Here is a 23,467-nt window from a genome sequence, read left to right on the forward strand (position 1 = left end):
AATGACTCAATTCACCATCGCCAGCTTCAATGTAAAAAATCTGATCGGGCCTGATCAGGAATATTACCGCTTTCAAAAATACACGCCCGAAGAATACGCTTGGAAAGCAGACTGGCTGGCTGAGCAACTTCAAACGATGGACGCCGACATTGTGGGCTTTCAGGAAATCTTCGACGAAAAGTCGCTGCGCAATGTGATTGCCGAGGCCGACGCCGAAGGGATCGAAGGCAACGCGGCCCATATTCCGGGGCGCAACAAACGCTATCGCCGCAAAGCCATTTTTCGCAAGCTGGCCTACACCCCCTACACCGATGCAGCTTTGGCTGTGGCCCCAAATTTGAATGATGGCGGCCCTGGCGCGCGCCGCCCCGGCGTCGCGATCCTGTCGCGGTTCGGGTTTGTTGGACAACCCCAGATCATTCAGGATTTGTCAGATGCGCCGATCACTTGGGCGGGGTCGTCTCAGGAAGGGTCCTATGTGTTGCGCCGCCTGTCGCGCCCCATCCTGAAGGTGCGCGTGCCTGTGGGCGATCAGGTGATTACCGTGTTCAACTGCCATCTGAAATCCAAGCTGGGTGAATTTGACCGCCCCGAAGGCGCATCTTTCCCGCCCGAAGCGGACCTGACGCAATACGATCCTGTGGGTCGCGCCATGGGGGCGATGCGTGCCGCCATGCGCCGTATGGCAGAGGCTTGCGTTTTGCGCCGTTTGATCGTTGAAGAACTGCACGCAGGCAATCCCGTCATGGTTATGGGCGACTTCAATGATGGCGAACACGCCGTCAGTTCGGAAATTATCAGCGGCGAGGTGCCATTCAAAAACTATGCATGGATGCTGCGTCATGACGCGCAGACCCCGCGTGACCGCTATTCTGACGCCGAGAACCTTCAAATCACAGAAGATATCGAACGTGTGCGCCTGCATTCGGCCGAAAAACAATTCGTGCGCAAATCCGCGCGTGATATGGTGTACACCTCTGCCTTTGGCGGCACGTTCGAAAGCATCGACCAGCTTTATATGTCCCGCCACTTTATGGCGGACGCCCCAGGCAGCATCGGTGAGATGGAGTATTTCAGCGTCTTGAACGACCACCTGACAGACGGCAGCCACCCAGAGGCACCCTACAACAAACTGGCCTCGGATCACGGCCAAATCATCGCTCATATGCGCATTGGCCCTGCGGAGGATTCGCGTGGCTAAGCCACGCCCCGCCCTTGTCGATCCTGCGCTTTTACGGCGGTTCCGGCTCAAAAATCCGATGTTTGTCACGGAAACAGGTATTGCCAAAATTTGGCGCGTGACACGGGCCAACGGCGATCAGGCTGCTTTGAAAGTCTATCATCAGGGCCGCATGGGCAACGAAACCCACGGGGTTGCGTTTTTGCGTCATCTGAACGGCACCGGTGCCGCCATGATCTACGACGAAGCGCCCGGTATCATCCTGTCAGAATGGTTAAGCGGGCCACATCTGGGGGATCTAACCCGGTCCGGGCAAGACGCCGTCGCAGCACATCATCTGGTGGACGTTGCACGGCGTTTGCACGGCGCATCCGGCATGTCCGCCAAAGGGTTGCCCTTGGTGTCAGACTGGCTTGATGCGCTGTTTCAACTGAAATTCGCCTCCGAATGCCCCGCACCGTTGAAAAGCGATGTGCTGAAATGCCAATCCATCGCCAGAACCTTACTGTCGGCGCCCCGCGATACATGCGTTTTGCACGGCGATCTGCATCACGACAACATACGCGGAACATCACGCGGCTATTGTGCGTTTGATGCCAAAGGCGTCGTCGGCGACAAGGCCTATGAGCTGGCCAACGGTTTTCGCAATCCAAAAGGTGCCGCGGCCATTCAACGCGATCCCCAGCGCATCGCATTTTTGGCACAGACTTGGGCCAGTGCTTTTGGCGTGGCCGAAGATCATCTACGCGCATGGGCCGCTGTCAAATGTGCATTGTCCATCGCATGGCGCAGCAAAGGCCATTTACGCGACGACTTGGAAAGCGACCTGCTTTCGTTGCTCTTGAAAGACGTATAACTGGTTTGTAACGGGATGCGATACGACCACGGAAAGGGACGGGTTATGGAACTGGCAGACTTGGGCGATGTGCGCCTGCACTACCGCATTGATGGACCTGCAGACGGTGCACCGGTGGTCTTTGCCAATTCTTTGGGCACCGACATGCGCCTGTGGGATCCTATTCTGCCTTTGCTGCCTGAAGGGCTGCGGATTTTGCGCTTTGACAAGCCCGGCCATGGGCTAAGTTCCTGCCCGCCAGCGCCTTACACGATGGGATCGCTTGTGCGGCACACCGAAGCCTTGATGGATTTGCATGGCTTTAAAGACGCGCTGTTCGTCGGATTGTCTATCGGCGGCATGATCGCGCAAGGTCTGGCCGTGAAACGGTTGGACCTGATGCGTGCCATGGTGCTGTCCAATACGGCTGCGAAGATCGGCACCAAAGACATGTGGGCAGACCGCATTGATGCCGTGAAAAAAGGCGGGGTCGAAAGCCTTGCCGATGCCGTGATGGAACGCTGGTTCAGCCGTGCTTTTTGCGCAGGCCCACAAGTTGAGTTGTGGCGCAACATGCTGGCCCAGCAAAGTGACACCGGATACGCCGGTTGCTCTGCTGCGATTTCCGGCACTGACTTTTTCACCCCGACCTCCGGTTTGCGCCTGCCGACCTTGGGCATCGCAGGGGACGAAGATGGTTCGACGCCCCCGGATATGGTGCGCGAGACCGTGAATTTGATCCCCGGCAGCCAGTTCCACCTGATCCGAGGCACCGGCCACTTGCCTTGTGTCGAAAAGCCCGAAGAATTCGCCAAGGTGCTGACCGACTTCATGCGTGCCACAGGGCATATCTGAACAATGGCTGCTTCAGTTTTCGACAGCCCGCTTTACGCGCAGCTTTTCCCAAGCGCGGACGCAGGGCGCCTGTTCACCGACAGCGCCGACGTGCGCGCTATGGTTCTGGTTGAGGGCGCATTGGCCAAGGTTCAAGGGGCCATGGGCGTGATACCGGAACTGAGCGGCGCTGCCATTCACCGCGCCAGTCTGGAAGTCCAACTGGATCCCGGTGCTTTGGCGCAGGCCACGGGCCAAAACGGTGTCAGTGTACCCGGGCTGGTCGCATTGTTGCGCAGCGAAATGCAGGCCCCCGAACACAGTGCTTACGTCCACTGGGGCGCCACCAGTCAGGATATCATCGACACAAGTTTGATGTTGCGCCTGCGTCAGGCACTTGGCGTGATTGAAACTGACATACGCGCCATTTTGACCGCTTTGGCGGATCACGCAGAGACCCACGCGCGGACGCCAATGCCTGCACGCACCTATGGTCAACACGCGACGCCAACCAGTTGGGGTGCTGTGGTTGCAGCCTTCGGCCATCCCCTGTTGGACGCCTTGGCAGAGTTGGACAATTTACGCGCAACGTCGCTTTGGGTGTCGTTAAGCGGTGCGGCGGGCACAGCCAGCGCCTTGGGGTCGGACGCCGCGCAAATGCGGGCTGATCTTGCCAAAGCACTCGGGCTGCAAGACCCGCGTCGCAGTTGGCACACAGACCGCGCCCCAATTTTGCGGATCGTGGACTGGATGGTGCGGGTTGTGGCGGCGTTGGGGGCAATGGGACAGACGTTGCTGGGATTGACCGCCACAGAAGTGGGTGAAGTACATTTGAGCGGTGCCGGGTCATCCTCAACCATGCCGCAAAAACAGAACCCTGTTGTGCCGTCTGTGCTGGTGGCCTTGTCACACCATGTCACAGGGTTGCGGGCCACCATGCAAACCGCAGCCCAGCACCAGCATCAACGCGATGGGGCGGCCTGGTTTGCAGAATGGCTTGCTTTGCCGCAAATCGTTCTCAGCACAGCTTCGGCCGCAACACAGGCAAAAGGAATGGCGCAGGGCTTTGAACCCGATGTCGCGACAATGGCGTCGCATTTTGATCCCATCGGGTTGATCCATGCAGAGGCCCTAAGCTTTGCGTTGGCCGCCCACATGTCACGACCCGAAGCCCAAACCGCGACCAAAGACCTATGTACCGCAGCGCGTGCGCAAAACATTCCGTTGCGGGACTTGGCAATCAAAGCCCACCCGCAGCTGGACAAAGCCTTGTTCACGCCACACGAGAATTTGGGGTTGGCCCCGACGGATGCCGTGACTTTTGCACGTGCTGTGAGAGATTTGTAAGATATGCGCCTGCCCCTTATTTTCATCATGATCACCGTTGTCATCGACGCCATGGGTATCGGATTGATCATGCCAGTCATGCCGGATCTTCTGACCGAAGTGCAAGGCGGATCGTTGGCCAATGCCGCGATCTGGGGGGGTGTTTTGTCCACGTCATTTGCCGTGATGCAATTCTTGTTTGGACCGGTCATAGGCGGGTTGTCCGACCGTTTCGGGCGACGGCCTGTTTTGCTGGTGTCGTTGGTGGTGATGGCAGCGGACTACATTGTTATGGCAGTGGCTGGATCAATCTGGTTGCTGTTGGTTGGTCGAATTGTGGGCGGAATTACAGCCGCGACACATTCCACAGCGAACGCCTATATTGCCGACATCTCGAAGCCTGAAGACAAGGCTGCCAACTTTGGTTTGATTGGTGCAGCCTTCGGCATCGGTTTTGTATTGGGACCGATCATCGGCGGCCTGCTGGCAGAATTTGGGACGCGTGCACCGTTTTACGCAGCCGCAGCTTTGGCGGCGTTGAATGCTGCATTCGGGTATTTTGTGCTGAAGGAAACGGTCACGGATAAGATCAGACGCCCTTTTCGCTGGGCGCGTGCCAATCCGTTTGGCGCATTCAAAGCGTTGGGGCAGTTCCCGGGCATTCGAAAGCTGTTGTTTGTCTATTTCATCTATCAAGTTGCCTTCGGCGTCTACCCCGCAATCTGGAGCTATTTCGGCAAAGCCCGCTTTGATTGGGACCCTGCCATGATCGGCCTGTCACTGGCCTTATTCGGGATCATGCTGGCCATTGTTCAAGGCGGCTTGATCCGTCCGATTTTGCGGATATTCGGGGAACGGGGCACTGTGATTTACGGCCATATCTTCGACGTCATGGCCTTTACCGCGCTGGCTTTCGTGACCTCCGGCACATTGGCACTGATCCTGACACCCTTGGCGTCGATTGCGGGGGTGATCACTCCGGCATTGCAGGGCATCATGTCCAAAGCCGTCGGCGACGACCAGCAGGGTGAGTTGCAAGGGGCGCTGACGTCGGCATCAGCGGTTGCAATGATTTTGTCCTATTCGGTGATGAGCGCGACATTCGCCTTTTTCACCCGCGATGGCACGCCCGTGTATATGCCTGGCGCGCCCTTCTTGTTGTCGGCTGTGTTGATGGTGCTGGCTTTGATTGTTTTCATGCGTTCGAACATGGCACGCCGCGTCACAGACGATTAACGGCACATCCTGTCGAATTTCATCTTGCAGAACACACCCAGTACGGCCAGCCTAAGTCTAACGCAGACAAAGGACCTGACATGCAAAAGATCAAAGCCGCCGTGTGCCACGCATTTGGCGAAGCACTGACCGTAGAAGACATCCACATTCGCGCGCCCCAAATGGGTGAAGTCGAAGTCACTTTGGATGCTGTGGCCATTTGCCATTCCGATATCTCCTTTGCGGGCGGCGCGTGGGGGGGATCGCTGCCGGCCGTTTATGGCCATGAGGCCGCGGGCATTGTTACAGGCTTGGGTGATGGCATCAGCGGGCTTTCAAAAGGCGACAGCGTCGTCGTCACCTTGATCCGCGCCTGCGGCACTTGCCCCAGCTGTGCAGGCGGTGCCCCCACCAATTGCGAAACGCCCTATGATGGTGACCATGGGCCCATTCAAACCGTTGATGGTGGCAAACTGCATCAGGCTATGGCCACCGGTGGCTTTGCGGAAAAAGTTGTGGTGGATCAAAGACAAGTTGTTAAAATCTCGCCTGACATTCCCAAAGACACTGCCAGCTTGATTGCCTGCGGCGTCATCACAGGCGTAGGTGCTGTCGTCAATTCTGCGGGCCTGCGGGCTGGTCAGGATGTGGTTGTCATTGGTGCAGGCGGCGTAGGGCTGAACGCCATCCAAGGTGCGCGCATTGCCGGTGCGCGGCGCATCATCGCCGTTGATATGTCCGAAGAGAAACTGGACGTTGCCACGGAATTCGGGGCAACCCATGGCATCTTGGCGACCTCAAGCAAGCCTTGGCGTGCCTCCTACAAAGCCCTTGGCGGGCGTGGCGCCGATGCTGTGATTGTGACCGTTGGCGCGATACCGGCCTATAATGACGCGCCCAAATATTTGGGCAGAGGCGGCAAAGTCATTATGGTTGGCATGCCCCATTCCGGTGCTACAGCTGAATTTGAACCCGTCATGCTGGCCGCTGTTGGCCAGGGCATGATCGGATCGAAAATGGGAGACGTCGTTATTCAACGCGACATTCCATGGATGGTCGATCTGTATTTGCAGGGGCGTCTGAAGTTGGATGAACTGATTTCGGGGCGCTGGTCTTTGGATCAGATCAACGAGGCCATCGCCGACACAAAAACCGGTGCTGCGCGGCGCAACGTCATTGTCTTCGACCGCTGACGCGTCCGATCCGCGGGGGCAAGCCCCCACACTATTTTTATCATGGGGGCTCTGCCCCCAAACCCCCGAGGTTTATCTAGCGAGATGAAAAGGGATTTGTTTTGAAGCTTGTTGATCTGGACGTGATTGTAACAGCCCCCCCTGCCCCCGGTTGGGGCGGGCGGTATTGGATATTGGTCAAGGTAACGACAAACACCGGTATTGTTGGTTGGGGTGAATGTTACGCATCCTCCATTGGGCCTGTTGCGATGACAGCTGTCGTCGAGGATGTATTTGACCGTCATATGCGTGGCGAAAATCCAGAAAACATCGAACTAATGTTTCGTCGGGCATATTCTTCCGGTTTCACACAACGTCCCGATTTGACCGTTATGGGTGCGTTTTCAGGTCTTGAAATCGCCTGTTGGGACATATTGGGCAAGGCCCGTGATCGTCCAGTCTATGCCCTGCTGGGCGGACGCATGAACGACCGGATACGGGCCTACACTTACCTTTATCCACTGCCCCATCATGATCTGGCAGAGTTCTGGTCGTCCCCTGAAATGGCCGCTGAATCCGCCGCTGATTGCGTGGCCCGAGGCTTTACCGCCATCAAATTTGACCCCGCAGGCCCTTACACCCTGCGCGGTGGTCATATGCCTGCTATGTCTGATATTTCCCAGTCCGTGGCTTTTTGCGCGGCCATTCGTGGCACAGTCGGCGACAAAGCCGATTTGCTGTTTGGCACCCATGGTCAGTTTTCCACCGCAGGCGCCATCCGCTTGGGCAAAGCCCTAGAACCTTATGCGCCGCTTTGGTATGAGGAGCCCATTCCCCCGGACAATGTCGCCGAGATGGCAAAGGTTGCCGGCGCAGTGTCCATTCCCATCGCCACTGGTGAACGTTTGACCACCAAGGCAGAATTCGCTCCGGTCTTGCGCTCTGGCGCCGCCACGATTCTGCAACCCGCTTTAGGTCGCGCTGGCGGCATTTGGGAAATGAAAAAAGTAGCGGCCATGGCCGAGGTGTATAACGCCCAAATGGCGCCGCATCTTTATGCAGGTCCCGTTGAGTGGGCTGCAAATGTCCATTTGGCCGCATCCATTCCCAATATTTTGATGTGCGAGACCATCGAAACGGACTTTCATGATCAACTGATCAAAGGAACTATTCGAGTGGAAGACGGGTACATTACCCCACCACAGACGCCGGGGTTGGGGATTGATGTGGACGAAGATCTGGCGCGTGCACATCCCTATACTGGCGATCATCTTCATCTGGAGATGCGTGAGGACCCCTGTGATTACACCAACGGGAACAATTTCGAGGGCGGTGCCCCCGCACCGCGCGACTAGCGATAAAAGCGGATCTGCGACACCGCAACATCCGCTTTGAAGTCACGCCCATACGCCAGCACACCGATCCGGCGCAAACGTGCCGGATCAAAAATCTCATCCGTTTTGTTGGCTTCAAACGAAGTGAATGGCACCTGCACAGTTGTCCATTGCCGTGGTGCGTTGAAAGTGGCGCGAAACGACTGCCATGGCCGCGTCAATTGATCCGTACGCAAGCGTATGTCGTAGACTTCATCGTTTCCGAAAACGTCGATTTCTATTCCAGTCCACGAGCTTGCGTCGAACACCTCCGCATCCCCGAGGTCAAACGCCATCTGAATGAAGCCACCGTTGTTTTGTGTCGATACGTCCCCTGTTAAACGATGCGCACGGCGGCCACCCACATCATCAACCTGCAATGCCCCTGCGCTGACCCCACCCATCACACGGTCAGCCACATATTCCCAATCTGCATCGATGTTCATTGTGGCCTCCTGTCCTGTGACCCATGTTGCGCTGGCAGCCAAACCTAGTGACAACAGTGCGCGACGCGTTATGTGCATGGCTTTAGCCCCAAAGCATTACGTGCGTGCGGCTTCAAATGCAGCCCAAGCGGTTTCAAACTCTGCGAAGGTGATTTGTTTGCCTTTGACAGCATCAAACACGATCTTTTCCGCCCGCATCATAGACGCAATTGCATCGGCCAGCTTTGGGATCACATCTGTTGGCACCACTACACCACCGTGGCGATCGGCATGGACCAGATCGCCGGGGGCCACATCCATGCCGTGGATGCGCACCGGTGCATCAAAATCCACCACATGCACAAACCCGTGGCTTGGTCCGATGGACCCCGCCACCACAGGATAACCTTCGGCCACATCGCCAAGGTCGCGCATGACACCGTCTGTCAATGTGCCCGACAGCCCGAACGCTTTGTGAACGTTGGTATTGACCTCGCCCCAATAGGCGCCGATGGCCGCGGGCACGTCCAGATCCTGCACAACACAGACACCGGGGCGTGGTCCTTCGGACATGTATTTGTAATAGGCCATGCGCCGCTCCCTGATGACATCCGCTGGCTCTTGCGGTGGGGCCAAAGCACGAATGCGGGCGGTGCGGGCGTAACCGACCATGACGCCAGACGGATCGGACGCCAGCATTGTGCCCCGTGTGAACGCGTTGAACCCGCGCTGGCCCTGGGCCGTTTCAATTGCATTACACACCGTCGGCGTATCGACAGAGCGCAAAAGCTCAACCAGTGCGGCGTCCATCAGCGGGCGGCGGCCAAGGCCGCCCCTTCGGACAATGAATTCAACTTGGCATAGGCGATTTCTGGATCAACCGCACCGTATCCTGCAAATGTGCCAAAACCGCAGTCAGAGCCTGCAATCACACGGTCCTTGCCGACGATGCCTGTAAAGCGCTCGATGCGTTGGGCCACGACTTCTGGGTGTTCCACGAAGTTGGTGGTGGTGTCGACGACGCCCGGCACCAGCACTTTGCCATCGGGAATATCGCCTTTGCGGTCGCGGAACACAGTCCATTCGTGCGCATGGCGCGGGTTCGACGTTTCAAACAAAACATAGCGTGCCTTGGCGGACATCAGGGTATCGAACACTTTGTCCATGCCAATGTCGCAAACATGTGGCCCTTCATAGTTGCCCCAGCAGATGTGAATACGCACTTTTTCTTCCGGCACGTCTTGCAGGGCGTGGTTCAGGGCCTCGACATGACCGTTGGCGATTTTCAAGAACTCCGCGTCCGACAGGTCGTTGAACAGCATGTGGCGTGACAAGGCCAGATCCGGACAATCCAACTGCAAATCAAGGCCCGCCGCCACGATCGTTTCATATTCCTGTTTCATCGCATCGGCCAAGGCGGCCAAATACGCATCGCGCGTTTTGTAGTGATCGTTTTGCAAAAACAGCGAAATCACGCCAGGTGAGGCCGCATTCATAAAGCCGCGCCCTGCCCCGTGCTCTGCCATAGCAGCTTTCAGGTTTGCGATGTCCTTGTTCAGCTCGTCCTGCCCCTTGGACACGACATCCCCCGTGCACATCGGGCGTGCGTATTGGGGGGTGCCACCATCATCGGCCAGACGTTTCAGAAAGGTCGGGAATTGTTTGAGGTCGGCAGGCGCGTTGCGGGGGCTGTCACCGGAAAAACCTGTGTAGCGGTCCTTGACGTAGGTCGCATAAGAGATCTTGGACGTTTCGCCGTCGCTGACGATATCCACGCCAGATGCCACTTGGCGGCCCACAGTGGCCGACACGTTGCGGGTCATACAGGCGTCAAATGCACCTTGGTCAAAGGCTGTGCCATTTTCGCGGGCGAAGATGAAATCCACCACCTCTTGTTCGCGCGGCATGGACCCTACGGAAGTTGTAAGAATTGTCATGGTGTGTCCTTCAAGTCTTGCGTGCCATCAATACAGTGTGACGGTTCGTTTCTGGGTCTTCTGCCAGAAATCCGGTTAATCTGAGGCCATTGTCTTCCAGACAGGTCGCGTAACCTGCCGGGGACAACGACGCGTGGTAGACGGTTTCGCCCCCCACCATTCCTGACGCTTCGCCGACATCTGGCCCCACAGTCAGCATCAACGTGCCGCCCGGTTTCAAATGTCGGGCCATACGCGCGATGCAGGCGGTCTGGTCGTCTGCTGTCAGGTGGAAAAAGCTGTCCCACGCCACGATTCCATCAAAGCGTTCCGCCAATTCAAAACTGCGCAAATCGCCGGTGCGCCAGTCACCGTCGGGCCAGCGTTTTTTGGCGATGTCCAGCATGGCGTTGGAAAAATCCACGCCGGTGACATCAAACCCTTCAGCCATAAACCAACGGGCAATCGGCTCGCCCGTGCCGCACCCAAGATCCAGAACTTGCCCGCCCGCAGGCAAAGCTGCGGTAAATCGCGCCAGCCAGCGCGCCTCGAACAACGCCTTTGAGCGCTGCGCATCATAGAGCGCCGCCTGCCGTTCGTAGACGCCGTGGGTGTCGTTTGGATCCGCGTCTATCCCTGCCATGTCAGCCCCGCAGGATCACCGGTGGCCACAATGTGATACAAGGATGCTTCGCCCGTCATGGACGGCACAACCGAATGTGCCACGTTTTCCGGAACGCTCATCGTGTCGCCGGGGGCCAAGGTCGCACTGCCCCCATCCCAGTCCACACGCCAGTGCCCGCGCATGGGCATCAACACGGATGGCATTTTATGCATGTGCTTTGCCGCTGTCGCGGAGCCGCGCGTGATGAAATCGACCTCAAAGCCCGGCTTGTCACGCAGCAGCCCGTGTTCTCCAATCACTTTGACCGGTTTCCGGTCCGCCAGCGCCATCATGTCCAGATAGCGCGCCACATGATTGGGCAAGACATCGCGTGTTGTCGGTTCGGGGCGCTTGGCCAATTCCGCATCTGACATCACCGCCATCGGGGCCACACCCGCTGGCAGTTTCTGTTGGCGCTTGGTGTCGTAAAGTTTGCCATCTTCGCCCAGAACCAGACCGTGTTCAGCCGCATCCTGAATGACCTGAGGCGCCCACATAACCCCGCCGCCCGCGTCATCACCGCCAAGGATGGCCATGATCATGCCGTAGTCGGTGCCGATGTTCTCAAAGCCGCGAAAGATGCCCGTCGGGATATTAAAAATGTCGCCTTCTTCCAACGTCACCTCACCTGCATCGCCGTACCGGCCCCAAAAGAAACGCCACCGGCCTTTTAGCACAAAAAACGCTTCGGCGGTGTGGTGGTCATGTAGGGAATTGCGGCATTTGGGCGGTTGGCCGGCAGCACCGATGTTAAAGCCGTGCGGAATGCCGATGTGCACATGCTGGTCCGGCGATTCCGACACCCCACCGCCAATGATCGTGAAGTTTTCCTTTTGATCGGACCCGGGCGTATGCGCATCAATAAAGGCGGTTTTGCAAGGTTGCAGATCGCCGTAACGCACGATGCGGGTTTCCATTTCGGCTGGGGTCATTTTTGGGGTCCTTCATTGCGCAAAGCAGCGTTTTCCGCCTCAAGCTCTGCGATACGGGTTTCAAGGCGGCTGATTTCGGGGCCGATCAATTGTGTCATCTCACCTGTGTCAAACCGGGGCGTGATGTATTTGGGGCAATTCCAGTCGTAAGAGGCGATGTCGATCACCATCAAGCGTTCGGGCGCAGGGTGATCCATCAACGTCAGTTGCGCGGCCAGTTCGGGGTTGTCTTCAATACTCAGCATCTGCGCATGCCCTTGCAGCTTCAGACGGTTTTTACGGGCATAGTCCATGGCAAAAATCGACACGCGATCATCCTTGTCGAGATTGCCCGCCGAAACCAGCTGGCGATTGCCGCGGTAATCGGCAAAGCCCACCTGTGTGTCCCCCAATTGCTTGATGAACCCCAACGGCCCGCCACGATGCTGAATATAGGGCCACCCCGTCTCCGAGACCGTGGCGATGTAAAGCGTGGTACGTGACAACAGAAAATCCATTTCATCCGCGCCGATATTGAAGCGTTCCGGCTGCCGGTAGCGCGATGCAAACTTGCCTTTTGCACCAATACCGGCTTGCCGCGCTTCCACGGCAGGGGTGAACATCATTTCGTCGTAGCGTGACATTCCAGCTTACCCTGTGTGCATCAGGATCTGTTTCCAGATCGAGATTTCATCATAAAGCGCTGTTTCGCGGCGCAATCCCCAAGGGCCGAATTCTGCATGGCTTAACCCCATGACATGCACCGGCGCCCCTGTTGGTTTGCCAAATGCCCCCCAACCGGAATGGGTGCCCGTCAACGACCAGCGCAATGCAGCACGCGGTGACATCATCGGGTCTTCGCGGCCAATCTGGTGATGAATTTCAAATTTGGCATCCGGAAAAGAGGACCGCAGCCCCATCCACATCGCCTCAACCCCGCCTGTGCCGCGCACTGTCGTGGCCCCGGGGTATTCCGCCAGAACCGCACGGTCATATTCGTCGCGGATCACGTTAAAATCAAATGCCATGATACGCGTCAAAAGGTCGGCATATCGTGCCCCATAGGCGTTGTCGTTCCCACGCCCATGATAGCCGCCGTCAATGTCCTGATCCGGCGTGAAGGGTTTGACGCAATCCTCTGCCCCCCCTTCATCCTCGATGCTTTGACGTGCAAATTCCTTTTGATCAAATCCAAGCTGTTTGACCAAACCGCCGTAGTCGCGGATCAGCCATTCGTCGAAAATAGTGTTTTCCTTTGCAGCGCAATCCGCAATGACCGAAATGGCAAAGCGTTTTCCCGTTGGCGCACCAAAGACGCCGTGGCCGGTATGTGTGCCTGTGGTGATGATGCGATGCGAGCTCAGATATCCGGTGTCCGCGTCCCCCGACCAGATCACATCCTCGCCCAGCAATTCACGGTCGGGAAATTCCACCAACGTGGCCATCGTGCCCGACATCACGGCCGCGTTCCCAGTGACCAACGCGTTGGGAAAGCGCATCACCACATCCTTTGCGTAATAGTCGTGCAAAGTGCCTATCCCGCGCCCTTCCCAGATTTCTGAAGTGATCCCCAGAATATAGTCAGGAAAATCTGCCCAGCGCTGGGAAAACCCGTCAAAACTTTCAGTCATCGTGCAATCCTGTGTGCAAGTGGATCTGCTTCCAGATCGCGGTGTCATCTATCAGTGTATGTTCCTGTCGGATGGTCAAATCGGCGGCCCCCAGACTGCCAAAATCTGCATGGTTGATCCCCATTATGTGGACCTGCGCGCCTGTTGGTGCGCCATAAGCCCCCACCCTGAATGGGTTCCGCTCAAGCTCCAATGCAGCGCCGCACGCGGCGGCATGGACGGATCATGCCGGCCGATGGCGTGGTCGATTTTGAATATGGCGTCCGGAAAACTGGCACGAAGAGACATCCAGAATTGATCCACAGGATCGCGGCCATACCCCACATCCCCACCGGGATAAAATGACATAACGGCGCGGTCGTATTCGCGCGAAACCGCCGCTATATCCGCCCCGTAGTAGGCGCCTGGCGTGTGGATGTGGCGGTCTTCCCAGATCTCTTTGGTGGCGCCCAGAATATAGTCCGGTACATCCGCACATTTCCCGCCAAACAAGCTCATGCTTTTGATCCTTTTGGTACGCGCGCAGACCCGCGCACCTGCAATGGTCCGTCCAAAACGATTTGCCGCGCTGTGTCGGAATGGCCTTGCAGCCGGTCCATCAAAATTTCCACGGCGGCCTCGGCCATCCGTGTTGCGGGTTGGCGCACCGTTGTCAGCGCATAGCTGGGCCATGCCGCCAGCGTCACATCGTCATAGCCCACCACAGAAACATCTTCCGGCACACGCAATCCCAGTTCAAAGCGCAATACATCCATCACCGCAAATGCCATGTGGTCATTGGCCACAAAAACCGCATCGGGACATATGTCTTGGGCGAACATGTCGCGGGCGCAGGTTTTCGCCTGTTCAAAATTGAAACCGCCAACACTGCGCGCAAACAGTTTTTGCCCTGCCTCCTGAAGTCCCGCCAGAAATCCGGCTTCGCGATCGCGCTGTGTGGATGCCTCTTCCCAGCCTGCGATATGGGCGATGCGGGTGTGCCCACCTGCAACAAGAAACTCGGCCAGACGCCGCCCTCCTGCATGGTTGTCCGACGTCACCGAAGACAAACGTGCATCGTCCTGATCCCTGTTAAACAACACAATCGGAATGCCTGCGGCCTCGCAGCGGCGCGTCAGATCATTGGACATGCCAACTGACGCCACGATTATGCCATCCACCTGATAGTCAAGGATTTCTTCCATCACCTCATCAGTTTCCGCGCCCGAGTTTGCAGCCATAAAGACCAACACATGATAGCCGCGTTCCTGCAATGCGCGGCTTAGGCGTTCAATGGCATCCGGATAGAACTGGTTTTCAAGATAGGCCACCACCAGCCCGATGATCCGCGACCGCCCCGTAATCAGGGACCGCGCCAGAACATTCGGGCGATACCCCAGTTCACGGGCCGCCAGACGCACCTTCTCCGCCGTTGTTTTGGACACCGAAGCCCCGGGCGTGAAGACACGGCTGACAGCCGACCGCGACACACCCGCTTTAACCGCAACATCGAATGAGGTGACTTTTTCGGGCATCAGTCGGCTGTCCAACCCCCATCAATCAACATCGAAGTGCCCGTCACCATGGCAGAGGCGTCAGACGCCAGAAACAACGCAGCCCCCATTATGTCCGACACCTCGCCGACGCGGGGCAATTTGATCTTTGACATAACCCACGCCAACCGGTCCGGATCATCAAAGGTGGGGGCTGTCAGGGGGGTTCTTATAAAGGTCGGGCAGATCGAATTGATGCGTATGCCTTGTTTGCCCCATTCAATCGCCATGGATTTGATCATGCCTTCAATGGCGTGTTTTGACGCGCAATAGACGGCGCGTTCCGGCCCACCCACATGTCCCATCTGGCTTGAGATATGGATAATGGATCCCGAACGGTCCGCCGCGATCATAGCCTTGGCCGCATAGCTGGACAGAAAATACGCGGCTTTGACGTTCACATCCATCACGGCATCATAGTCGTCCGGGGTGGTATCGACAGCCGCCGAATGACGCGCCAGCCCGGCAGAGTTCAGAACAATATCAAAGGGATCTTCCATCGCCGCGCTCAAAGACGCCAAATCGACCTGATCCAAGGCCATGGCCTCCGCAGACCACCCTTGCGTGCGCATCGCATCAACAGAGGCTTGCAACACGTCAGCGCGCCGCGCCGCACAAACAACATGCGCACCCGCCTCGGCCAACGCCACAGCGCATCCAAGACCAATGCCAGAGGATGCGCCCGTGACCAAGGCACGTTTGCCGGTCAAATCGAACGAAGGGGTACGGGGAAGATGGGTCATAGGCTGCGTCCTGTCTGCGGATCAAATCCAATCCGCGCTTTGTTGAATTCCCGCATGCGGGCAAAAACATCTACACCGATCTGATCATACAGGCTTAGCAAATCAACCAAGACCCAGTTTTCACGGATCAATCCGTTCTCAATACGCCAAAAATCAAGGCTACGCAGAGATATCTTGGCGCCCGCAGGCGCAATTCCCATCCACCCGTCACCAGTCAGGGTCTGCACCATGTTCGGCCACCCGGTCACTGCCACGTAAGGGCCATCACCAAAGAAGTGAAAATGCGCCTCATCAGGGTATTGTCCGCGATCCGGCATGGCGGCCAAAAACGGGATCTGGTGCCAATTGCGAAAGGCGTCAAAGCCCCGTGAAGACCCAATGCCCGCTGGCCCGTACCAGTTTATATTTGGATGCCAGAAGCGATCGGCTTGCATAACCTCTGGCCCGCCTTCACTGGGGTGTTTCACCAGAAACTCAAGCATTTCAAGAACATGACGGCAGCTGTCTTGGGACGTTTCAGGGACATAAGGCCCAGGCCTTAATCCATCTTGCGTGGCAGGACCCGGCACATGCCAATGACGCCCCAACCCCGGGGCCATGGGCCATGCCTGCGCTTGCATCATCAGTTCGGGAAGATCCCAAAGCGCTTGCACCTCAACGACTTTACCACCTTCGAAGCGGTAGAATTCATGATACCGCATATGGGCCAAATGCCCTGAGGCGGGAATATCAAGCCAAGGTTGACAAAACCGCCCCAGAATAGACCCCGCACACCCGACCCAATGTGCGCCTTCGTCTGTAGGGCCGCCCACACGAATATAGTCGCGGGCTTCCAGTCCTTCAAATGCTGCAGCCAACGGAACAAACACACGATCGAAAAAGGCATCAACACCGTGGATCGTCTCAAAAGGAAAGGACAGGTTGAACACGACATCAGCATCACAAAGCCTGTGCAAAGCCGCACGTGCACCCACCAAGTCAAAATCATAAAGCGCCGCGCGCCAAGGCGCGATAAGGTCTTTATGATGTGTCACAGGATCCATGGTTTCTTCTTGCCTAAAATATCCCGGGGGAAAGAGGGCCGCAGGCCCGAATGGGGGCAGAGCCCCCTTGGGGTATCATTCCGCCGCATCACGCGCAGGGGCGCCTTCACCGTATGGAACATTCACACCACCATACCGACGCACACGCACGTTGCATTGTTCAGCATGACCGACAAAACCCTCCAACATGCACAATCGCGATCCATAGGCGCCGATTTCCGCCGCAGCTTCATCCGTTGTGATCTTTTGATAGCTGTGCGTTTTCAGATACTTACCAACCCAAAGGCCACCCGTATAGCGCCCTGCCTTTTTGGTGGGCAGTGTGTGGTTGGTGCCAATCACTTTATCACCATTGGACACGTTCGTGCGGGCCCCAAGAAACAATGCCCCGTAACAGGTCATATGCTCTAAAAACCAATCATCGCGGTCTGTCATGACTTGAACATGCTCGGATGCGATATCGTCGGCCACGGCCAACATCTCCTCGTAGCTGTCGCATAGGATCACTTCGCCGTATTCATCCCAAGACACGCGGGCGGTATCGGCGGTGGGAAGAATTTTCAAAATTCTTTCGATCTCCATCAGCGTTTCATCTGCAAGTTTGCGCGAATTGGTCAACAAAACCGCAGGCGAATTGTAGCCGTGTTCGGCCTGCCCCAACAAATCTGTAGCACATAGTTCGGCGTCGACGGTGTCATCGGCAATCACCATGGTTTCTGTTGGGCCTGCAAACAAATCGATGCCGACGCGGCCAAACAACTGTCGTTTGGCTTCTGCCACAAAGGCGTTGCCCGGCCCCACAAGCATATGCACGGGATCAATGGTTTCAGTGCCCAAAGCCATAGCACCAATCGCCTGAATGCCACCCATCACGTAAATCTCATGGGCACCGCCCATGTGCATGGCGGCGATCACGGCAGGGTTTGGTTTGCCTTTGAACGGCGGTGTGCAGGCAATGATGCGCGGCACCTTGGCAACGGACGCCGTGGCGACGGACATATGTGCAGACGCGACCATCGGGAATTTACCGCCAGGCACATAACAGCCCACGGATTGTACCGGAATATTCTTGTGCCCCAAAATCACGCCCGGCATCGTTTCCACTTCGATATCAAGCATGGAATCGCGTTGAGCTTGCGCAAAGTTTCGCACCTGAGCTTGGGCAAACTTGATATCCGCAAGTTCGCGTGGTGTCAGTTGCGCAATCAGATCATCGATCTGTGTTTGGGACAATTTGAACGATGCCGGCGAATAATTGTCGAATTTCTCTGACAGCTCACGCACAGCTACGTCGCCTCGCGCCTCGATATCGGCCAATGTCGCCTCTACCGTTGCGCGCGTTTTGGCATCATCTTGTGCCCGCTCTGCATCCGATTTCGCCGTTTTCAAATGTTGAATTGTCATCTCACACCTCCTCGGGGCGGGGCGGTGTTTTCTCACCGCGGTCATAGGCTTCCCAGCCCATCCCGTTGAATACATCGACGCCAAGCTGCGCCATCACATGTGGGAAATCGACCATCACGTAATTGTCCGTGATGCGCCCGTCTTCCACTTTCCAAAAGTCCATGTAGCGGATTTCGATACGCTTACCCGAAGCTTTCACCCCCATAAAGTCACCACCATGAGTTGCCTCCTGACGCCCGAAAGCCGCAGCCCACTCACCCATGTAAAGTCGTGCCTCATCGACACAAACCTTGTCTTTGAAGGCCGCCTGAAACGGGCGTTGCCAATTGTCCTGAAACTCTTGCAGACCCGTTTTAGACCCGCAGCCTGTGTTTCCCATCCAACGGAACGTTTCTGCAAAGAATTGCCCAATGTCGTCGATACGGTGATCGTTCAAACCATCCACCATGCCTTCGATCACAGCGCGGGTTTCTTCCGTTTTGGACATGTCAGTGTCGCGCGTCAGCACGGCTTGTTCGGGTCTTGTGCCTTTCATGCGGCATCCTCGCTTATGTATTTGGCACCTTTCCAGCCGATCATCATCGACGGTGCATTTGTGTTGGCGGATGTGACTTGCGGCATCACGGATGCATCAGCGACCCATAGGCCGCGCGTGCCATGCACCGCCAATCGGTTTGAAACCGGACCACCAAGGCGCACAGTGCCGACAGGGTGATACGCGGTTCCCACGGAATTACGGACGTGTTCGCGCAGCGCATCGCCTGTCGTGTCGACACCCGGATGTACTTCGCGGCCACGTCTTGATCCAAAATCAGCCAGCGCCAGCAAAGCCCGCAAGCGTGTCAGGCCCGCCACCAGCGTATCGAGATCACGCGGATCGGACAAAAGCCCAAGATCGATAAACGGCGCAGCCTTGGGATCTTTGGACGTCAGGCGAAGCTGCCCGCGTGACTTTGGCCGACACACACATACGTCAGCAAAATAGCCCGATTTCAACCCATAGCGTTTGCCGCGACTGTCCAGATGAAACGGGATGAAATGGCTTTGCACATCCGGCATCGCCCCCGTGCCGCGTGCATTGAAGAACGCACCGCCTTCGCAGGTCGGGGACGCAAGGCGTCCACCGTTTCCGTTGTAGTATCGCCAAGGGGCCACAGCCCAACTGAGCCATTGGCGCGGTTCAAGCCCGTAGCCTGTGCCAGCCCCTTCAAAGTGCAGCCCGACGCCCGGATGATCATGCAGGTTCTGGCCAATCTCTGGCGCGTCCACGCGTGTGTCGATGTCATGCTGGTTCAGGTCATCTTGTGGCCCGACACCGGACCGCATCAGGATTGCGGGTGTCGCCAACGACCCGGCACACAGAACCACACCTTTGCGGGCGCGGATTTCCGTGCCATCCACCAAAAGGACGCCAACAGCATGATCGCCGTCCCAAACCAGACGATCCACTTCGACGCCCGTGACAACCTCAACGCCGGAGGGCCGCAAATAGGCATCGGCTGCCGAATGGCGTCGCGTGTGCAGCATGTTGTGGGCCAGAACGCCTGCGCTTTCGTATTCCGGGGTGGGCACCGCGTCGCGATTAGAGCCAAGCATCGGGGCCAGCCCTTCCGCCAACGGATGTGCGCCGTGCATGCGCGTGGGTTGCAGACGTGCTTCAACCGCTTCAAACGCGTGTTCCACATCAGCAAAGGACCAACCCGAAATGTCCCAATTGTCGAAGTCGCTTTTGCGCCCTCTGAACCAAACCATCGAATTGATCGACCCGGACCCACCCACCATTTTCCCGCGTGGAATGTTGATCTGGCGCCCTCCTGCATGCGAAAGCCGCGCGGATTTATACCGCCAGTCACGCGTGCCACCCATCAGCCAGACCAAACCAAAAGGCATCGACACCAGCGGATGACGTTCAGACGGGCCCGCCTCTAGCACAGCCACCGACCCTGCCCCGCGCCGCGCAAGCTCAGCCGCAAGGACACAGCCGGCGGAGCCGGCACCTATGACCAAAAAGTCTTTCATTACCCTTTGACAGCGCCAGCCGTCAGGCCAGACACAATCTGGCGCTGGAAAAACATGACAAGAATGAACAGCGGTATCGTCGCCGACACCACAGCCGCAACCGCAAACATCACGTTGCCTTCGGTTTGGGTGGTTCCCAGAAAACTTGCGATTTTCGGCACCATCGTTTGGTTTTCTTTGCTTAATAGCATCGTGGTGACCGCAAAGTCGTTATAGGCCAGAAGGAAGCTGAACAGCCCCGTGGTGATCACGCCAGGCCACATCACGGGCATGATGGCATGGCGGAAGGCCTGGAATTGCGTGCAGCCATCGACTTTGGCGGATTCGTCCAGATCTTTTGGGATTTTTTGGAAAAAGGAATGCAACATCCACAGTGTGAAGGGCTGGTTGATGGCCACAAGCACGATGATGGATGTGGGCAGATACCCCCAAAGGTTCCATTCAAAGAACGGCAGAAGGTAACCCGAAACCAGCGTGATCTGTGGCATCGCACGTGCAATCAATGCCGCCATCAGCAGCCAGAACGTATAGTTGTGGCCAGATCGCGACAGTGCGTAGCCGCCCAGCGTGCCAAACGTCAGCGAGATCGTCACCACAAAGAAGCATACGATGAAGGTGTTCAGAACCGCTTTCCAGAATTTCTCTTGCACCCACGCGCCCTCATAACCGTCGCCCGTGAAGGCAGACCCATGGACCTCTTGCGTGCGTTCCCCCGTCAGCGCGTTTGTCCAATCCGCGATGGAAAAGAAATCCAATTCCACCTTAAAGGACCCCCAAAGCGTCCAAAGGAAGGGAAACGCCGCGATGATCAGCCAGAATGCCACAAAGGCATAGACCAGGACACGCATGTATGTCGGTTGTTGTGTGGCTTTTGAGGACATTTATTCAGCCTTCGAATGAAAGTCGCGCCATGTGCGCACAAGAACAGGTGACAGCAGGATCGACACACCGATGATGGTCAGCACGGATGTCGCGGCGGCAGAGGACAGCAGGCGTGTTTCGCCCCCAAGGTCATTCAGAATGATCCAACTGAGCGAGGTGGCATGCGCCTCGGCGCTGAACCCCACAATGGGTTCAAGCACACGGAAGTTGTCCATCAACTGGATCAGCATCACAAAAGTGACAAGCGGCATCAGATGCGGGATCACGACGTAGCGGATTTGTTCCCAACGCGACGCCCCGTCGATCATGGCGGATTCCAGCGTGTCTTTGGGCAACGTCTGCAGGCCCGCGTAAAAGACAACAAAGGCAAAGGGGGCTGAATGCCACACACCGTAAACGATCAGCATGGCCCATGTCAGTCCCGTGGAAGCCTTAAGCGAAAGCGTCGGATCGTCGGCAAGCCATTGGATGGCAGAGCCTAAAATGCCCCGGCTGTCGATCATCCAGAACAGGATCAGTGACCCGATCAGCGGCGTCACAATCATTGGCAGCAGCGAAAAGAAGATCACAAGGCCTTTCAGGTGGCGGTGCAGGGAATTCACCCCAACGGCGATGGCAAATCCAAGCATGATCAGCAATGGCGTCACCGTAAACGTATAGACCAGCGTGAAGGACATCGCGCGGTAGAATGGCAGGTTGTTGATCGTGGCCAGAAAACTGCCAAGACCCGAACGCGTGCGCCATGCGTCTGCGACTTCGGCGGTGGCAAGATGGCCGCGATTGAAATAAATATCCAACCCCGCAAATTGCCCAAGCGGGCTGGCGGCGCGCAAAGCTTCGGTTGCGGATTGATCAATTGTTGTTTCCTGCTTGCACCCGAACGGGCCGCAATTCTCGACCACGGCCAATACGGCTTCGTGTTCCACAAACAGCGATTGCAGGACCACCGACACAATGGGAAGGGCGATAAACAATAGCATCGCAAGGCCCGTGGGCAGGAAGAACCAAAAGAATGTCTTGTGCTTCATGTGCCTTGTTCCATCAAAGGTCAGTTGAAATCATAGTGAGGGGACGGAGGGCCGTTACAGCCCTCCGCGTAAAGCGTCTTACTTCAAGAAGCCCTGTTCTTTTGCAGCCGCCGCATATGCCGCTTCAACATCAGCCAACGTTTTGGCCGCGTCTTCTTTGCCCGTCAGGAAGTCAGGCAATTCCGCCCCCAAAGCAGTGTGCAACAAGCCTTGGTATGGCAACATCGGGTAAGGCACTGAACCGGACTGCGCGGCTGCGAAGACGCCTGCCGCCTGATCGGTTGGCTCGTAGCCGTCCAGCAACCAAACCGCCTGAGACGACGTTTCTTCGTTCAGGATGCTTGGGTCAATTGCGGCTGTCAGCGCCTGGAATGTTGCGGACGCATCTGCATCAGAGATGTTTTTGGACACTGTCCAGCCGTCCCACCACAGTGTTGTTGCCGGTGTCGATCCACCTGCCACTGTCATTGGGCCTGCGACTTTTGTTGTGTCTGCAACACCGTCTGCGGAACCCTCAGGATCTTGCAAAGGACCAACACGTGATCCCCACATGTTCATCATCGCCACATTGCCAGCTTTCCATTCCGCGCCTGTCGCGTTGGAATCATGTGTCAGATAGTCAGGGTTCATGTAAGCCGTCAGCGACTTGAGCATTTCCAGCGTGGCGATGCCTTTGTCGTTGTTGATTGTGACTTCGGCTGAGCCGGCTTTGAAAAACTCACCATCGTGACCGATGTACATGTTCGTGAATTCTTGCGCCAGGTTCCAGCCCGCTTTGTACGCGCCACCCAACGGGTTTTCCATCAAACCCATGGATTTGATTTTTTCAGCGCCCGCCAGCATTTCTTCATATGTGGTTGGCACAGCAACGCCGGCTTTTTCCAGAACGTCTGCGCGGTATACAAGGTGCTGCGCGTTCGCCATGAAGGCCACAGCCATCACTTGGCCGTTTACCGTGATCAGCTGGTTTTTCTTCAGGTTTTGACCGTATTTTGCGACCAGATCATCCAATGGGCGCACAACATCTTCGTTCATCAACGCCACAATGGACGAATTTGCAACGATCGCAGACGTGTATTCAGCAGGTGTTGTGGACATGCCCGCCAGATTGATCTTTTGGTGATCCGCAGTAAGGTTTGTTTTCACTTCGACGTTGTCGTTTGCACAGGCAATCGCCCCCGTACCAACAGTCTGGATGGCTGGGAATTCGTTGCCAACGATGCTGACGCGGCCTTCGGCGATGTCACATTTCGCGTGACCGTCCGCCATTGCAGCTGACGCTGCGATTGAGAGTGCGACACCAGCCGCAACTTTTTTCAGAAACATTCAAGTCT

At 56.7% G+C, this 23,467-nt stretch carries 23 protein-coding genes and 1 pseudogene; 7 read left to right on the forward strand and 17 right to left on the reverse strand.

Annotated elements, in window-relative coordinates:
* Position 1: 1 nt before the first annotated feature.
* From ABJL60_RS11680 to ABJL60_RS11710, 7 genes are all read left to right on the forward strand, one after another.
* Positions 2-1,201 carry an endonuclease/exonuclease/phosphatase family protein gene (locus tag ABJL60_RS11680; RefSeq protein WP_348375531.1) on the forward strand — a complete coding sequence of 400 codons (1,200 nt, stop codon included), beginning with the start codon at positions 2-4 and terminating at the stop codon, positions 1,199-1,201.
* Entirely contained in the window at positions 1,194-2,036 is an 843-nt protein-coding gene (locus tag ABJL60_RS11685) for an aminoglycoside phosphotransferase family protein (RefSeq protein WP_348375533.1), read from the forward strand. Before ABJL60_RS11680 ends, ABJL60_RS11685 begins: the two co-directional genes overlap by 8 nt.
* A gap of 45 nt (positions 2,037-2,081) precedes the next feature.
* The gene (pcaD, locus tag ABJL60_RS11690) at positions 2,082-2,870 is read left to right on the forward strand and encodes a 3-oxoadipate enol-lactonase (protein ID WP_348291598.1); all 789 of its coding nucleotides are present in this window, start codon (positions 2,082-2,084) and stop codon (positions 2,868-2,870) included.
* Positions 2,871-2,873: 3 nt separating this feature from the next.
* The gene (locus tag ABJL60_RS11695) at positions 2,874-4,196 is read left to right on the forward strand and encodes a lyase family protein (protein ID WP_348375535.1); all 1,323 of its coding nucleotides are present in this window, start codon (positions 2,874-2,876) and stop codon (positions 4,194-4,196) included.
* A 3-nt stretch (positions 4,197-4,199) separates the two neighbouring features.
* Positions 4,200-5,411: a TCR/Tet family MFS transporter gene (locus ABJL60_RS11700; protein WP_348291593.1), complete on the forward strand. Its 1,212-nt coding sequence runs from the start codon at positions 4,200-4,202 to the stop codon at positions 5,409-5,411.
* A gap of 80 nt (positions 5,412-5,491) precedes the next feature.
* Complete coding sequence (locus tag ABJL60_RS11705; RefSeq protein ID WP_348318616.1) at positions 5,492-6,583, forward strand: Zn-dependent alcohol dehydrogenase; 1,092 nt, start codon at positions 5,492-5,494, stop codon at positions 6,581-6,583.
* A 101-nt stretch (positions 6,584-6,684) separates the two neighbouring features.
* A complete protein-coding gene (locus ABJL60_RS11710) occupies positions 6,685-7,917 on the forward strand; it encodes a mandelate racemase/muconate lactonizing enzyme family protein (RefSeq protein WP_348375536.1) in 1,233 nt (410 codons plus the stop codon).
* On the opposite strand, the gene ABJL60_RS11715 is transcribed toward ABJL60_RS11710, so the two are convergent.
* The 17 genes and pseudogenes from ABJL60_RS11715 to ABJL60_RS11795 all read right to left on the reverse strand — a co-directional run bounded on the left by ABJL60_RS11715 (position 7,914) and on the right by ABJL60_RS11795 (position 23,459).
* A complete protein-coding gene (locus ABJL60_RS11715; protein ID WP_348375538.1) occupies positions 7,914-8,381 on the reverse strand; it encodes a CIA30 family protein in 468 nt (155 codons plus the stop codon). The two genes, ABJL60_RS11710 and ABJL60_RS11715, sit on opposite strands and share 4 nt — an antisense overlap.
* Positions 8,382-8,477: 96 nt before the next feature.
* Complete coding sequence (locus ABJL60_RS11720; RefSeq protein ID WP_348375540.1) at positions 8,478-9,170, reverse strand: RraA family protein; 693 nt, start codon at positions 9,168-9,170, stop codon at positions 8,478-8,480.
* Positions 9,170-10,297: a cobalamin-independent methionine synthase II family protein gene (locus ABJL60_RS11725; RefSeq protein ID WP_348289140.1), complete on the reverse strand. Its 1,128-nt coding sequence runs from the start codon at positions 10,295-10,297 to the stop codon at positions 9,170-9,172. Before ABJL60_RS11725 ends, ABJL60_RS11720 begins: the two co-directional genes overlap by 1 nt.
* A 10-nt stretch (positions 10,298-10,307) precedes the next feature.
* Positions 10,308-10,919: a class I SAM-dependent methyltransferase gene (locus ABJL60_RS11730; protein WP_348375542.1), complete on the reverse strand. Its 612-nt coding sequence runs from the start codon at positions 10,917-10,919 to the stop codon at positions 10,308-10,310.
* Positions 10,907-11,872: a cupin domain-containing protein gene (locus ABJL60_RS11735; RefSeq protein ID WP_348375544.1), complete on the reverse strand. Its 966-nt coding sequence runs from the start codon at positions 11,870-11,872 to the stop codon at positions 10,907-10,909. Before ABJL60_RS11735 ends, ABJL60_RS11730 begins: the two co-directional genes overlap by 13 nt.
* Entirely contained in the window at positions 11,869-12,495 is a 627-nt protein-coding gene (locus ABJL60_RS11740) for a pyridoxamine 5'-phosphate oxidase family protein (protein ID WP_348375546.1), read from the reverse strand. The genes ABJL60_RS11735 and ABJL60_RS11740 overlap by 4 nt, the downstream gene beginning before the upstream one ends.
* A 6-nt stretch (positions 12,496-12,501) precedes the next feature.
* Positions 12,502-13,482 (reverse strand): ester cyclase, encoded by a 981-nt coding sequence (locus ABJL60_RS11745; RefSeq protein ID WP_348375548.1) that lies wholly within the window; start codon positions 13,480-13,482, stop codon positions 12,502-12,504.
* A pseudogene (locus tag ABJL60_RS11750) lies at positions 13,475-13,875 on the reverse strand (nuclear transport factor 2 family protein); the annotation flags it as partial. The gene ABJL60_RS11745 and the pseudogene ABJL60_RS11750, both read right to left, overlap by 8 nt.
* Positions 13,876-13,976: 101 nt before the next feature.
* A complete protein-coding gene (locus ABJL60_RS11755) occupies positions 13,977-14,996 on the reverse strand; it encodes a LacI family DNA-binding transcriptional regulator (protein ID WP_348292190.1) in 1,020 nt (339 codons plus the stop codon).
* Complete coding sequence (locus ABJL60_RS11760) at positions 14,996-15,757, reverse strand: SDR family oxidoreductase (protein WP_348375550.1); 762 nt, start codon at positions 15,755-15,757, stop codon at positions 14,996-14,998. Before ABJL60_RS11760 ends, ABJL60_RS11755 begins: the two co-directional genes overlap by 1 nt.
* Complete coding sequence (locus tag ABJL60_RS11765) at positions 15,754-16,800, reverse strand: ester cyclase (RefSeq protein ID WP_348375552.1); 1,047 nt, start codon at positions 16,798-16,800, stop codon at positions 15,754-15,756. The genes ABJL60_RS11760 and ABJL60_RS11765 overlap by 4 nt, the downstream gene beginning before the upstream one ends.
* Positions 16,801-16,875: 75 nt before the next feature.
* Positions 16,876-18,204, reverse strand: a complete 1,329-nt coding sequence (gene hisD, locus ABJL60_RS11770) for a histidinol dehydrogenase (protein ID WP_348375554.1) — start codon at positions 18,202-18,204, stop codon at positions 16,876-16,878.
* Between the two features lies 1 nt (position 18,205).
* Positions 18,206-18,739 (reverse strand): ester cyclase, encoded by a 534-nt coding sequence (locus ABJL60_RS11775; protein WP_348292202.1) that lies wholly within the window; start codon positions 18,737-18,739, stop codon positions 18,206-18,208.
* Complete coding sequence (locus tag ABJL60_RS11780) at positions 18,736-20,223, reverse strand: FAD-dependent oxidoreductase (protein WP_348292204.1); 1,488 nt, start codon at positions 20,221-20,223, stop codon at positions 18,736-18,738. Before ABJL60_RS11780 ends, ABJL60_RS11775 begins: the two co-directional genes overlap by 4 nt.
* Complete coding sequence (locus ABJL60_RS11785) at positions 20,223-21,104, reverse strand: carbohydrate ABC transporter permease (RefSeq protein ID WP_348375556.1); 882 nt, start codon at positions 21,102-21,104, stop codon at positions 20,223-20,225. Before ABJL60_RS11785 ends, ABJL60_RS11780 begins: the two co-directional genes overlap by 1 nt.
* Positions 21,105-22,133 carry a sugar ABC transporter permease gene (locus tag ABJL60_RS11790; protein WP_108827660.1) on the reverse strand — a complete coding sequence of 343 codons (1,029 nt, stop codon included), beginning with the start codon at positions 22,131-22,133 and terminating at the stop codon, positions 21,105-21,107.
* Positions 22,134-22,211: 78 nt separating this feature from the next.
* Positions 22,212-23,459 carry a sugar ABC transporter substrate-binding protein gene (locus ABJL60_RS11795; RefSeq protein ID WP_348292208.1) on the reverse strand — a complete coding sequence of 416 codons (1,248 nt, stop codon included), beginning with the start codon at positions 23,457-23,459 and terminating at the stop codon, positions 22,212-22,214.
* Between the last annotated feature and the right edge of the window lie 8 nt (positions 23,460-23,467).

Source organism: Ascidiaceihabitans sp. (assembly GCF_039986515.1).
Lineage (GTDB): Bacteria > Pseudomonadota > Alphaproteobacteria > Rhodobacterales > Rhodobacteraceae > Ascidiaceihabitans.